At 59.3% G+C, this 12,394-nt stretch carries 11 protein-coding genes; 4 read left to right on the top strand and 7 right to left on the bottom strand.

Features of this window, described 5'->3' with window-relative positions:
- The first annotated feature begins 343 nt into the window (after positions 1 to 343).
- Positions 344 to 709 carry a low affinity iron permease family protein gene (locus tag NKJ46_RS15280; protein WP_352665800.1) on the top strand — a complete coding sequence of 122 codons (366 nt, stop codon included), beginning with the start codon at positions 344 to 346 and terminating at the stop codon, positions 707 to 709.
- A gap of 282 nt (positions 710 to 991) precedes the next feature.
- Here NKJ46_RS15280 and NKJ46_RS15275 read toward each other — a convergent pair whose 3' ends face one another.
- From NKJ46_RS15275 to NKJ46_RS15260, 4 genes are all read right to left on the bottom strand, one after another.
- A complete protein-coding gene (locus tag NKJ46_RS15275) occupies positions 992 to 1,249 on the bottom strand; it encodes a DUF982 domain-containing protein (protein ID WP_352665799.1) in 258 nt (85 codons plus the stop codon).
- Between the two features lie 304 nt (positions 1,250 to 1,553).
- The gene (locus tag NKJ46_RS15270; protein WP_352665798.1) at positions 1,554 to 1,751 is read right to left on the bottom strand and encodes a hypothetical protein; all 198 of its coding nucleotides are present in this window, start codon (positions 1,749 to 1,751) and stop codon (positions 1,554 to 1,556) included.
- A 668-nt stretch (positions 1,752 to 2,419) separates the two neighbouring features.
- Positions 2,420 to 2,725, bottom strand: a complete 306-nt coding sequence (locus NKJ46_RS15265) for a hypothetical protein (protein WP_352665797.1) — start codon at positions 2,723 to 2,725, stop codon at positions 2,420 to 2,422.
- Positions 2,726 to 2,816: 91 nt separating this feature from the next.
- A complete protein-coding gene (locus tag NKJ46_RS15260) occupies positions 2,817 to 3,770 on the bottom strand; it encodes an NAD(P)/FAD-dependent oxidoreductase (protein ID WP_352665796.1) in 954 nt (317 codons plus the stop codon).
- Positions 3,771 to 4,309: 539 nt separating this feature from the next.
- Here NKJ46_RS15260 and NKJ46_RS15255 point away from each other — a divergent pair.
- Both NKJ46_RS15255 and NKJ46_RS15250 read left to right on the top strand, forming a co-directional pair.
- The gene (locus tag NKJ46_RS15255; protein ID WP_352665795.1) at positions 4,310 to 5,422 is read left to right on the top strand and encodes an OmpA family protein; all 1,113 of its coding nucleotides are present in this window, start codon (positions 4,310 to 4,312) and stop codon (positions 5,420 to 5,422) included.
- 11 nt (positions 5,423 to 5,433) lie between these two features.
- Positions 5,434 to 6,684 carry a caspase family protein gene (locus NKJ46_RS15250; protein WP_352665794.1) on the top strand — a complete coding sequence of 417 codons (1,251 nt, stop codon included), beginning with the start codon at positions 5,434 to 5,436 and terminating at the stop codon, positions 6,682 to 6,684.
- 1,325 nt (positions 6,685 to 8,009) lie between these two features.
- Here the strand turns inward: NKJ46_RS15250 and NKJ46_RS15245 are convergent.
- Complete coding sequence (locus NKJ46_RS15245; RefSeq protein WP_352665793.1) at positions 8,010 to 8,603, bottom strand: DUF6931 family protein; 594 nt, start codon at positions 8,601 to 8,603, stop codon at positions 8,010 to 8,012.
- A 187-nt stretch (positions 8,604 to 8,790) separates the two neighbouring features.
- Here NKJ46_RS15245 and NKJ46_RS15240 point away from each other — a divergent pair, with 187 nt between their 5' ends.
- Complete coding sequence (locus NKJ46_RS15240) at positions 8,791 to 9,327, top strand: OmpA family protein (RefSeq protein WP_352665792.1); 537 nt, start codon at positions 8,791 to 8,793, stop codon at positions 9,325 to 9,327.
- 224 nt (positions 9,328 to 9,551) lie between these two features.
- Here NKJ46_RS15240 and NKJ46_RS15235 read toward each other — a convergent pair whose 3' ends face one another.
- Complete coding sequence (locus tag NKJ46_RS15235) at positions 9,552 to 11,885, bottom strand: M23 family metallopeptidase (protein WP_352665791.1); 2,334 nt, start codon at positions 11,883 to 11,885, stop codon at positions 9,552 to 9,554.
- Complete coding sequence (locus tag NKJ46_RS15230; RefSeq protein ID WP_352665790.1) at positions 11,882 to 12,388, bottom strand: DUF1036 domain-containing protein; 507 nt, start codon at positions 12,386 to 12,388, stop codon at positions 11,882 to 11,884. The genes NKJ46_RS15235 and NKJ46_RS15230 overlap by 4 nt, the downstream gene beginning before the upstream one ends.
- Positions 12,389 to 12,394: the final 6 nt, after the last annotated feature.

Genomic DNA, 12,394 nt, shown 5'->3' with positions numbered 1-12,394 from the left:
AAGCGTCATCTTTTTTGGTAAGCGAAGCCTAACCAGCCTCAAGGCGGGATCTTGTCCTGTGCCGATGGCGGTGAGCGCGCGGTTGCAAAGAAGAACCATAGAGGGGGAACGAACGACGGCATCTCTAGCGCCAACCATCGCGTCCTATCCGGAGAGGATAATGGGGACGCCACGTTTCCGCAGAAGCGAAAAAGTAACCACGACTGCACAGCAACCGTTCATGCGCAGTCCAGGAGCCTCAGTGCGCTGGCTCATAGGCGAGAGCCCCCCGCATTGCGGACCGCATTGACGAGCACCCAAAATCGAGCCCCAATCGGATTACATCATTTGTTTGGGGATTCACATGAACCGATTTCTCTTTGTAATGGCTGACTTTCTGTCCCGGCCGCCCGGCTTTTATGTGATCATCGTGGCCATGATAGCCTGCACTGCGATGGTCCCTTTCGGCCTAACAAGCGTAATCACCTATGCGCTTTCCGTAGCTGCGATTGTGATTACCGGCGTTGTTCTGATCCAGGGTTATCGCGACACTGCTGCCATCCATGCCAAGCTCGATGAAATTATCGTTGCATTGAAGGAAACGAGGAACAATGTGGTCGGGCTGGAGCACGCCGAGCCTGAGGAAATTAAGGCCCATTTGGCGCGGCTCGAAATGGAAGCGGCGGCGGCGGATCGAGAAACCAAGCACGGGGGAGTCTCTGGCCCGTGAGCCCTACTCAAAAGCCATCATGGGCAAGCTGAGTCCGGCACGAGGCGGTCGCTTCCGAGGGAGTGCATCTTTCGCAGAGCTGGCGAAAGCACTTCCAAGTTATGGGCAGGTTTGCCAGCTTTGCCCGCGCTATGTGGAAGCACACCGCCGTCGAGCGCTGCCGCATTTTCCCGGGAACGTCGACGCCGCGGAAGCCGTCGGCATAGCGATGCCGGCGAAGCCTGCCTGCGGTCCAGATGGCGAGAGCAATATGAGCTCACACCACGTCTCTAATAACGGCATCTAATTTCGGAGGCCAACGCTCGGAGGCCTTTGCGTAAAAAGTCCCTGTTCGATTGCGGCCGCCTTGAAGGCATCGATCGCAGCTTGTTGGTTGCAATGACCGGCCAAGCATTCCTTGATCATTCGGACGGCTTCGACCCGCCGCGGCTTGGCCGCGTATGGCCATGGTTGTTCAAGCGCTTTCGCAGCGTCGGAAATTGATGCAACCACCATCGGCTTGCAATTCAGGTAAATTGTAATCGGAATGAACGCCTGCATTTTTCTCGCTCACCAGGATTGAAGGCGGCTAAACGCGAAGAGAGGGCGGAAGTTGCATGACGCGCATCTTCGCGATTTTAAGCCCCGCTACACGATGCAATTGAGACTGAACAGGCTGTGCTCGGGGCATGCTAAACTCAAATGAACGCCCGTTCGCGGGTCGGCGAACAAATTCGCCGACAAACTCCACCGCGCGGTTTACGAACCATGGGCAAGATGATCGCCGTAGGAAGGCCGGTAAATTCGAATCACGGCGGCTCTGAAAGGTTCCACCGTGGTGCTGCCGGACGGTCCAATTCGGTGTCTAGCGCGGCGACTGCGACTTCTCGGCCGGCCGCTGGCGGGCATTCAGCATGCGCGCTTCGCGTAGCAATGACGGGGGGTCCGTGCCGAACATGTTTATCAGATCCAGGACCTGGGCCGCCGTTATGCCGGTTTCCTTCGCAACAGACTTCGCTACGAGACTTTTGAGGTCGTCATGATCGCTCTTGTCGTCGTCCATAGTAAACTCCCAGCCACGCTTGCGTGTGTCGGTCGCCGTGATACTCGTTTCTCGAGTTAGTTGCATCGCAACGCTCGGTAACAGCTTTCGTTGCATTCGGCGCCGGGAAGAACAGTATATCATTTCGGTCTAAGAAGTTCGAGGAGCTCGCCCTCGTGCTTTTGCCCTCCAACAAAGGTCAAAACGCGAGATGCGAGACGTCGCCGTCCAAGGGCGAGGTTCGACGTTTCGTCGACGCAGTGCCGTTGAAGTACGCGGTGGCACAAACCTAGGTCGGCGGGGTCAAGGCTGGTTTGAACGGCGCAACGTCCCTGACCCATGCTTGGTGAATAGCATTCGATCGATCATCAGTCCCGCCGTGCTTCATATGCGGCGGGCTTTTTATTCCACTAGCGGGAACAACCGAGCCACCCCGAAGGTTCGGTGCTGGCAGCAAGTTTACTCCTGATGGCTGCAGGATCGGTCAAGCCGGTCGAGGCCCGCGTCTTTCATCCCTCCGAAGACGCGGGCCTTACTGCATAGATTCCGTCACAGACGCGAAACTGGAAAGAAGTTGCTGATCGCCGGGAGCTGACTGTATCGTGTGAGGGACTTCGAGGCCGCACCTTTGCCGCTCTGGTCAACCTGCGTCGAGCCTGCCCGCCGCCGGAACCGAAGCTCTATGCGTCCTACACGACGCCGATCGATGAGTAACGGATGATCACCTCGTCCTGACGAAAGCGTCGCTCAAGGTCAGCACGGCGTATCCGCCAGGCTGGCAGATCATTGTCCTCCGCCATCACCTCGAAGATGACGATTTCATCGTTGCTGCACTGGTCGCCTTGCCGCCACAGACCTTCGGCAGGTGCCTGCAAAAAAGCCGTAACGCCGGCGAACTGCTGGGCCAGTTCCTCTTTCAGCCGGTCGAATTCCTGTTTGGGGAACGGTCTGCCGGAATTGTCCGCGGGAGGTAGGAGGATTTGAAAAAGATACATGCTGAATCCCGATGATCATGAACGGTCGCCGTGTCTCTTCGTTCCTCATGCTTTGTTCTCGGCGTCGGCGCCGGGCGCCGTGTGCTTGATGTCACCGTGGGCCGTGTTCGGCCTGGGACCAATGTTCGCTCTCGCCATTTGCAAGATAGTTGTGCATGTCGGTTGCTGCGACCGCTGCGTGGCCGAATGCTACGGCAAGCTGATTGATCTCGTCGACCACATCTCCGGCTGCATAAAGTCCGCGGACCGCAGTGCGCTGGCGCGAATCCACGACGAGATTGCCCGCTTTGTCACAGCATGCACCAAGGTCGACCGCAAGCTGCGAGCGGATCGTTGAGCCCATCGCAGGGTAGATGGTCTGGAACGAGAGCGTTGCGCCGTCGATGAGTTCCACTACCGCCTCCCGGCCCGTGGCGCAAACGGCATTGGGTCTGCATATGCCGATCTTGATTCCGGCGCTTTTGAGTTTGTTACGCTTGTCCGGGGAGAGCTCGGATGGATCGGTAATCAGCAGGGTGAGATCCTGAGTGAAAGTGCGCATGAACAACGCCTTTTTCATTGCGTGTTCGGTCGGTCCGATGATGGCCACCCGCTTGTCGATTGCTTCATAGCCGTCGCAGATAGGGCACAATCGCAAGACGCCAGCTTGGATCATGTCGGTAGCGCTAGGAAGATCCGGGAGGACGTCAACAACGCCGGTTGCAATGAGCACCGAGCGGGCACGAATGGGAGACGAAGCGGCCGCCAAAAACCCAGCCTTCGTTTTGCGAATGGATACGATCCTGTCGCGGACCAAGCTTGCGCCGTATCGAGGAGCCTGCAGTTCGAGGCGCTCAAGCAGGTCAGGGCCGGTAATGCCATCTGGGAAGCCCGGGCAGTTGCGTGTCAAGGGAATCCACTTTGCACGGCTTTCATCTGCGTCGACAACAATTACTCGCCTTCGAAATCTTCCAAGGTAAGTCGCAGCCGTTAGGCCCGCTGGCCCGCCACCTACGATCAGGCAGTCGAAGCTTCCTTCATGCCGGTTCGTGTCACGGTTGGCCATTCAGAAATCCTGAATCAAAAGGCTGGATCGCGAGGGCACAGCCGAACGCCGTTGAAGGAACGCGGAGCTGGCGATTTGGTTACAAATGTGGAGCTCCCAATTGGTCGGACAGTTCAGCTATTGAGACAATGCTTTGATACCTGCGGAGGGGAAGCCATCTTCAGCGCGGTATCCGGATGGATACCGACAGAATAGGTCGACGACGGGCTGGCGGAGTAAGCGTCCGCGGCACAAGCAGGATGAAGTAGGCGGGCGTTTCCCTCACTTGGCCTGGGCCAACATGACCGGCCTTCAGAGACGGCGGCAGCTGCTGTAGCGATTTCTTCAATCAGCTCCAATATCCGCCAACAAGACTGCTGCGCAGCCAGTGTTCGTCCATCACCATTTTGCCGGACTTCCGCAGCCCGGACCAGAGCGGATTTACACCGTTGCGGTCGATTCGCCGGTGCTCGCCAAGCCTCGACAATTGTTCTATGCTCTCTTTGGCACGGCATGGTCGTGATTGCGACACAGAAGGCTGTTGTCCTGTGGGGGGTTCCATGTTCGAAGTCGTCGGAGACTGGTGGAAGACGGGCTCGAGAAGCTGCTTCGCCCTAAACACCACCCTTGGCTTGATCGTTGCGCTATCGGTGCTGTTGGTACCTGGGCTGGAAAGCGCCAATGCACAGACGAACTGGACGCTCGACCCGACGGCGTCCGTGCTCACCTACCAGTCGGTCAAGAAGAACACGATCGTCGAAACCAACAAGATCAGGAACATAGCCGGCACTCTTTCTTCGGCGGGTGAGGCCAAGATCACCTTTGACCTCAACTCCGTCGACACCGGTGTCGACCTTCGCAATGTCCGCATGCGGTTCCTCTTCTTTGAGACATTCAAATATCCGTCCGCCGAACTGACCGCAAAAGTGGACCCTGCCGCATTTGCAGACCTGGCGACCAAGCGAAGGGTGAAGGCAGTACTGCCATTTCGCCTCAACCTGCACGGGGTCGATAAGGATCTCGAGGCCAATGTTGTGGTGACCATGATCAGCGACAGCATGGTCTCCGTCGCTTCGGAGGCGCCTGTTGCCGTGCATGTCGAGGACTTCGGACTGCTGCCGAATGTCGACAAACTGCAGCAGGCCGCCAATGTGACCAACATTGTTCCGACCGCTTCGGTATCGTTCGATTTCGTGTTCAACGCTGACGGCAGCAAGCCCGCGGCCGTGCAGACAGTCGCGGCAAGTACTGCCGACGTCGGACCCGTCTCCACCGATGCCGCGAAGGCGAACTTCAGCGACGAGGAGTGCCTCAACCGGTTCGCGGTGCTCTCCCGCACTGGTGCCATCTACTTTCGGTCGGCGAGCGCGCGCCTCGACAACCTAAGCCGCCCGCTGCTGGCGGAGGTGGTTGGCGTGGTCGGCAAGTGTCCCAGCCTGAAGGTAGAGGTTTCCGGCCATACCGATTCCGACGGTTCGCCTGAGGCCAACAAGCTGCTGTCGGAGCGCAGGGCTCAGGCTGTTGCCGACGCCATCGTTGCCGCGGGTATTGCACGAACGCAGATCACGGCGACCGGGTATGGCGAGGAGCGGCCTGTTGCGGCCAACGATACGCCGAAGGACAAGGCGCTCAACCGGCGGATCGAGTTTTCCGCCACCAAGCTCGTCAACTGAGGAAGGACCTCTTGTTCCGGCGGGGCTTCCAGCTGATTGCCTGTTTTGGCAGCACCCCGCGCATGATCGGGCTGGTGACGCTCTCTCTATTGTTGGCATTGACGGCGGCCAATGCGGAACGCCGTGTTGCTCTGGTCCTTGGCAACTCCCAGTACCAGCATGCGCCGGCGCTGACCAACCCGGTCCGCGACGCGCAGGCTGTTGCCGACCGCCTTGCGACGTTGGACTTTGAAGTCGTCTCCGGTTTCGATCTGACCAAATTGCAGACCCAGACGACCATTGCGCAGTTCGCAAAGCAGGTTCGCGGCGCCGACATTGCCCTTTTCTTTTACGCCGGCCATGGTTTGCAGGTTTCAGGCAGCAACTACCTCCTTCCGGTCGATGCCGCATTGGAAGACGAGACCTCGCTTGATTTCGAGGCCGTGCCTGTCGAGTTCGTTTTGCGGCAAATGTCGCGCGAGACCAGCATAAGACTGATTTTCCTCGATGCCTGTCGCGACAATCCCCTGGCCGAAGTGTTGGCAAAGGCGGCCGGCAAGGGAGCGAGAAGCGGGCTTGCCGAAATCCCGATCGAGAATGGCGGCGCCGGCACGCTGGTCGCGTTCTCCACCAGTCCCAATCAGGTCGCCTATGACGGATCGAGCGAACATTCGCCGTTCACGTCTGCGTTGCTTGCCCATATCGGAGCTTCGAACGTCTCCATCACCGATGCGATGAACATGGTCACCGCCGATGTCTTCAAAGCAACCGCCGGCAAGCAGCGCCCGTGGATCAATGTCTCGCTGACCACCGAGGTCGTATTGCACAGAGTCGATCTCAACGCGCCGCTGATCGTCGGCGAAGCGACCGGTCCGCAACCAGCGGAAGGCGGCTCGGATGGGCGCAACGCCACCGGAAATTCGTCAGGCGAGGATGAGGCACAGCTTGCACTTAATGTCCTGCGGCAGAAAATCCCGAAACTGGCTTCGGACGATCCGATCTTTTTCGACCGACCTGTCGATTTTGGAGATCCAAAGATCGACGGCAAGAGTATCGCCGAGCTGATCACGGGCAAGCCGCTCTTTGCTCCCGTGGAAGGGCTCGACAAAGCGGTGTGGCAGGGCAAGCACTGCAATGGCTGTCATGAGTGGAATGAGGTTCGGCTGTGCGAACAGGCGAAGAATTTCGCCGCCAACGATGTCTCCGTGCTGCGCCTGCAGCATCCGCTCGGGACGCGCTTCAAGGTGGCGCTGGCCAAGTGGGCGCAAGGCGGCTGCAAGTAAGATCTGGACCTTCGGTTCGAAAATTCTCGGTCAAACAGGCTATGGGGCCAATCCCCGCATAGACATTCGTCGTGTGCGGAAATCAGAAAACGGCCCGATTGAGAGCCACGGATGAGCTCCACAACAGCGTGTCGGCCCGCGCCATCCTGATCGAGATGAAAAGCATTCCTTGCTGCACGAAGCCCTCTAAGGGGACCCTATTAGTGGCGGATGTTGAAGGGTCCGCAACGCTCGACAGTCTGCACCGAAAGTGCCCGCGCGATACCCGCTCGCGGAACTGGAACGATCTAAACGATCTAATCGTGCCTGGTGTGCCTTTAGAACGGCCGTAGCGGCCCTCCGTGACCTGGGCCCACACGCAGACGAGACGAACCTCGAACTGTGTGAAATTCTGATCGATCTGGCGACATATGATGGAAGGGCCGTCCTGCTCGACACCGAAGAATAGCCAGAATAGCTAAGGAACAAATCGGATCACGGGATGGTTCGGACCTATTCGCATGTAGGCCGGCCATGGTTGAGTTCGACGAAAGAAACAGAAGGTTATCGCCGATCTCATACGACGGTGGATCACGTCAGAAGCCATCCGCGACTACCTCCGCAAGGCGCTAAATCTTCCGGTAGATCAGGGGCTTCCGGATGAGCACAAGTCTTTGCTTGATGAAATTGATAGGGTCGACAAAGAGTGATCGCATGACTGGTTTGCTCCGGTCCCGTCAATCTACGTCTGCAACTCACAGGGCAACAGCAAGTAACTCATGAAGTGGACCAAGCGTGGCCGTCAGTGGAGCGTGGGTCTAGCTGATGCCGCCACCACGAAGCACGAACAGCCTACCGACGTTTGATCAGTTCGGAAGGCAATCGTCAGGTTTGCGCAAGCGGCTAGGGTTGGAAGTCGATGCAGAAATGCCGAAGCACTTTGCCGGGTTGCTAACCGCGCTTGACCAGCGTGAGCAGGAACTGGCTGACGAGCCTTCAGTACGCTTTCGTACCTCGAATTGATTCAAATATGGCCGTCATGGCAACGTTGCCCAGAGAACACCTAGATCGCGGCGAGCAGGGACAGCAGCACATTGCTAGAACTCATCTTCCGGGGCTGAGACTGGTGGCCCGCAAAATCCACCCGACGTCGCCCTCTAGACCGAGGAAAGCACCGAGGCGAAGAGGCGGACGACGGTAGCCAACCCGCGGATGAGAATCTGATCAACGTCATCTCTGAGCCCCCCCTCGGCCCTGCGCAGTTCCAGCCAATCCCGACTCCTTTGGACACCCGCGCCAAGCAGTTGTTCCCTCTCGCCTTCAGCCCTGACAGAAAACATGCGAGGCTAGTATGCGTCCGCTGATTGGCGCAGCGCCTCGGTCTCGGCCATCTGTAAGCCCATTTCAACAAAGGCAGATAGGACGGCAAAACGGTCCGCAAGTGCAACACGCGCGAGTCCTGCCAGAACTCCGGCATTGACGGCATGGGCGGCAGGCAACGGCTGTAAGGCCGGTGGCACTGCTGTGCGGCCGGTGGATCCGCCAGTACCAAAGCCATTGCTACGCCGTACCGCAGCCAACGCAATCCAGGCGCCCGGGGTTGTAGGTGGCACTGCCGCTGCCTGGCCCAGCGCGGCGCGATGGTGGGCGCTGCCCGGTTCGCTGACCCAGTTGCTGACGAGTGCGAGCAGTTTTTGATCAGTTTCATCGAGCAGCTCGCTCAAATGCCCAAGGCATTCATGAGCCCACCAGACCGCAGCCCGATCCGGCAGCAGGTAGGCGCAAAAGGTGATTGCCTCTTCGGGAACGCGCCCGGCGAGGAGGCCGCGGCAAAACTCGATCGAACGCTGTTCGGTTGGAAGGGTTCGCATGTCCAGGGCAGCCGCAGGACAAGCCATGAAAAGATCTCGTGCCGTTTTGAATCGGAGCCCGTTGGCCATGACGCCACGCTTTCATCGAGAGCCTGCCGGCACTCAAGCCCGCAGCGCGGCGCGGGTCAAGTCTCAACTTGCGGCGGGGTGATGACCGGTGACACAGCCGCGGCTCGGTATTTCCCGCAGACAATTGCTTCGGAATTTGGTATGTTCACGGTTGGTTAATATCGGATGCTCAACAGGAGTAACCGCTATGCGGTGGGCCAGTTCACCCTTGGTGTTGGCGGTCTTGGTTTTCTCGACCCATGTTTACGCCGACCCGGTCCAGAAATCAGAAGATATCGTGAAGTTTTTTGCCGGCGTGGCCGATCTTGGCAAGTCGCGTGGAATTTGTGTCGGCACCGATGAGCAGTGCAAGAGCAGGACCAAGGCAAAAGACGGACCCGCCGACAAATCCAGTCTCGACATGCTGATCAATTTCGGACTCGATTCGGCCGAACTCGACGCGACCGCGCGCGCCGAGCTTGCGGAGTTTGCCAAGGCCCTGAAGGACAACCGGCTAAGCACTTTCCACTTTGTCGTCGAAGGCTATACCGACGCCTCCGGTCCGGCAAACTACAATGAGCGGCTCTCACAGCGGCGGGCGCAATCTGTGACGTCCTTCCTGACAGCAAGCGGCATTGAGGCTGCCCGCATTAACCCGATTGGCCTGGGCGAAGCGCATCCGCGCAGCCCCAATCCGTACGATGCTGTCAATCGCCGTGTGGAAATGCGCATAAAGACCGAGTAGCGAACGCTGGCGCATGCCGCCGGAAACTGTGCGGCAGTTTCGAGCCACAACGGCATTGCGGCGGGCAGGGCAGTCGTTTGAACGCCTGCTGACAGTTCCTCCAGCTCGCCGCCCACCACCACCCTGGCGCTGAGGTGCAGCGGCTTGGTCGGGAAATCGCGGACCCGGGAACTAATCGGGCTGCGTCTGCGAAGCGGTTGCGACTTGCCGACGCCGGCCCTGGTTCAAAGCGCATTCTGAACGGAGCTCAGCATCGCCGTGATCACCTGTTTGTACTTTGCGAACTCGGGCGATGTCTGCCGGACCTCAGTCGTGGTCGTGGACTGCTGGCTTGCGGCGGTCGTGGCTGGGCTGAGCTTTCGACCCATCTTCCTTTCGGCCCAGTCCACGACATAGCTGGCGGTCTTGCCGGTGAGAAAGGGATTGGCCTGAATGACGGCTGATCCGAGCACGGCGCTCAGTTGCGCCGAACCCGACGCCGACAGCACCTGATGCGCCCCCTCCATGCCGAGGAAATGGCACAGATAGAGCCGGCCGGCTGTGATCTGGTGGCCACGCGCCCGAAGATAGGCTTCGCCCTCTCGCGCCAGATTGCGAACCATCTCGCGCGAGATCGTGGCGTCGTAACGCAGGGCAAGCAGGTCGGCGGTCGAGAGCGTGCGTGCCAGTTCAGGGCGGTATGTATTCATCATCCGGATCCAGGTTTTGGTAATGAACTGGCCGGCGCCGGTCGCTGAAGAATTCGGGTTCTTGGCACGGGCACTGCCGCCACTTTCGACGTGGACGATGCGGTCGGTGAGCGTTTCCACGGCGGAAAGATCCGACGCGACCGCGGTAACTGTGCCCAGCGGGTCGATCGCCGCGCCATTCTGGTAAAGTTCGAAATGCAGGTGCGGTCCGGTCGACAGTCCGGTGGTGCCGATGTAGCCGATGATGTCGCCTGCCTTCACCTTGGTGCCGACACCTCCGACGATTGCGAATTTCTGCATGTGCGCATAGCGCGTCTCGCGCCCGCTGCCGTGCGAAATCTTGACCAGATTGCCATAGCCGCCCCCATCGCCCTGGAAGCTGATTTCGCCATCGAAGGCGGCTGCGATCGGCGTGCCGACCGGCGCCGCCCAGTCGACGCCCTTGTGGATGCGAACGGTGCCCAGAATTGGATGCTTGCGCGGCCCGAAGGTCGAGGTCAAGACCCCGTTGACCGGCGTGACCATGCCGTTGGTGACCGTCAGCGAGCGGACCTGATCGTCGCCTGTCACGCATGCAAACTGGCCATCGCCCTGCTGGAAGACGAAACAGTCGAGACTTTTTGTCGTGCCCTGGACACCAACATACAGCACGCGCCCGGCGCCTTCGTCCTTGCCGCGCGGCGTCTGCGAATAGATCAGCACAAGACGCTGGTCCTCGCTTGCGAAGGCGTCCAGATCCTGTCCTCTCGACAGATACATGATGGCTTCGCCGATCACGCCGGTCGGAACGCTATTGCGTGCCGCGGTCGAATAGATCGCGTCGAGCAGACGATACTGCCTTTTGTGGGCGCCTTCGGCGGGCGCGCCCGAGTAGTTGAACAGATCTTCACGTACCCAAGGATCAACGCCCGATACGAACACGCCCGCGGCATTGCGCGTCAGCGTACCGACAAAGACGTTCTTGGCGTAGATCGACACCTGCATGAGGGACATCGTTGTCGTCTCGCGGTTGGGCCGGTATCCACGCATGGCCACGACATAGCCCGGTTCCAGGCCGTCCCGGCCGAAGAGGGCCTTCAGCGCCTCGCCTGCCTGCTTGGCGTCGTCGGCGGAGAAATGTGCATCGAGCGCAACGCTGTCCAGACTGCGATCGTTGAGGATCTTCACGAACGTGTCTTGCGTCGTTTCGAACCGCTGATATTCGTTCGTGACGGTTACGACGCTGGTGTTGTTTTCGATCTGGGTCTTGTGGAACGCGGGAAGAGCTGCATCGCCTGCATCGATTGTTTCACCCCAGCCGGCCTCCGGGTCGTCGGCTTCGGCCAGTTGATCGGCAGCAGGCGCGGGTTCATCCGGGGCAGGAAATGGCTGAAGGTTGTTCTGCAGATCGCTGGAAGCGGCGGGAGCCGTCTTTCGTTGCGCCTGGAAGAATGCAAAATCCTCCTGCGTCGACGGTATGGTCGTCATGAATTTCTCGCTGGCGCTGAGCATGACGTCGGACAAAATCTCGATCTGTGGCGAAACCCCGGCCAGGTCGAGTTCGGCCGGACGTGGAACAACACGGCCTTTCGTTGCGGCGCCGGAATCGGGTGCGAGCGTGATCCACATCGGGTCCCCCGGCAGGCCGATGATGGCAGGTACATAAACAGAGGCATCAGCCGGCACATCGTCGGCTCCTTCGACCGCATGCAGCTCCTCGTCTTCGTCGCCAAACGACCAATAGTCCGCGGTGAGATAGAAGCCGGCGGCAATCGAACAAAGGAAAACCGTGGCGAAGCCGGCAAGAAGCCTGCGCCAAAACGTGCGCCGGCGAAGGGCAGCGCGTGCTTGCTTCTTCTCCTTGAAGGTGGTGTCGATAGCGTGCGTCACGGACTGTTTCCGGTCAGGAAAAACGTCCAACGCACCTGTTCAAGCGTATCGACTTCAACAAATCGCGCGGCAATATGGCCGCGCTGCCAGCATTCGTCGATGCCGCGTATCGAGAAACGTCGCCGCTCAATGCACATTTCGGTCGATCCGGTCAGGATGGCATGGCCGAAAACGTCAGTGGCGTAGAGGTAGATGTAGCGGTTCGCCAGTTCCTCGCGGATGACATTCACGCACTGATTTGCGCCGATGGTCCACCAGCCATCGGTCTGGTCGGCATTGTCGACCTCCTGGCCGACGGCGAGGTTGACAACGTCGAGCGTCTGATTGCACACCGTGAATTCGGCGCGCGCTTCGTTGCATGAGAGCACGGCCAGCAACGCGGCGGCCGAAACGACCGCAAGCCTCGTGCGGCCCCTCGAGGCAAGCAAGGTTCGAAGCCGACCACGCTGCTTCAAAGGCAGGTCGGAAGACGAGCGGGGCAGAATCGAGCTATGGAGTTCCATCGGACG

The organism is Mesorhizobium sp. M0166 (assembly GCF_040322255.1).
GTDB lineage: Bacteria > Pseudomonadota > Alphaproteobacteria > Rhizobiales > Rhizobiaceae > Mesorhizobium.
The sequence above is the reverse complement of the archived record's forward strand: the minus strand, read 5'-3'. Positions and strand labels throughout refer to the sequence as shown.

Coding starts and splice junctions, on each gene's coding strand:
- NKJ46_RS15280 (WP_352665800.1), top strand. CDS start 344: ATGAACCGATTTCTCTTTGTAATGGCTGACTTTCTGTCCCGGCCGCCC.
- NKJ46_RS15245 (WP_352665793.1), bottom strand. CDS start 8,603: ATGGCCAACGGGCTCCGATTCAAAACGGCACGAGATCTTTTCATGGCT.
- NKJ46_RS15275 (WP_352665799.1), bottom strand. CDS start 1,249: ATGCAGGCGTTCATTCCGATTACAATTTACCTGAATTGCAAGCCGATG.
- NKJ46_RS15265 (WP_352665797.1), bottom strand. CDS start 2,725: ATGTATCTTTTTCAAATCCTCCTACCTCCCGCGGACAATTCCGGCAGA.
- NKJ46_RS15230 (WP_352665790.1), bottom strand. CDS start 12,388: ATGGAACTCCATAGCTCGATTCTGCCCCGCTCGTCTTCCGACCTGCCT.
- NKJ46_RS15270 (WP_352665798.1), bottom strand. CDS start 1,751: ATGGACGACGACAAGAGCGATCATGACGACCTCAAAAGTCTCGTAGCG.
- NKJ46_RS15255 (WP_352665795.1), top strand. CDS start 4,310: ATGTTCGAAGTCGTCGGAGACTGGTGGAAGACGGGCTCGAGAAGCTGC.
- NKJ46_RS15240 (WP_352665792.1), top strand. CDS start 8,791: ATGCGGTGGGCCAGTTCACCCTTGGTGTTGGCGGTCTTGGTTTTCTCG.
- NKJ46_RS15260 (WP_352665796.1), bottom strand. CDS start 3,770: ATGGCCAACCGTGACACGAACCGGCATGAAGGAAGCTTCGACTGCCTG.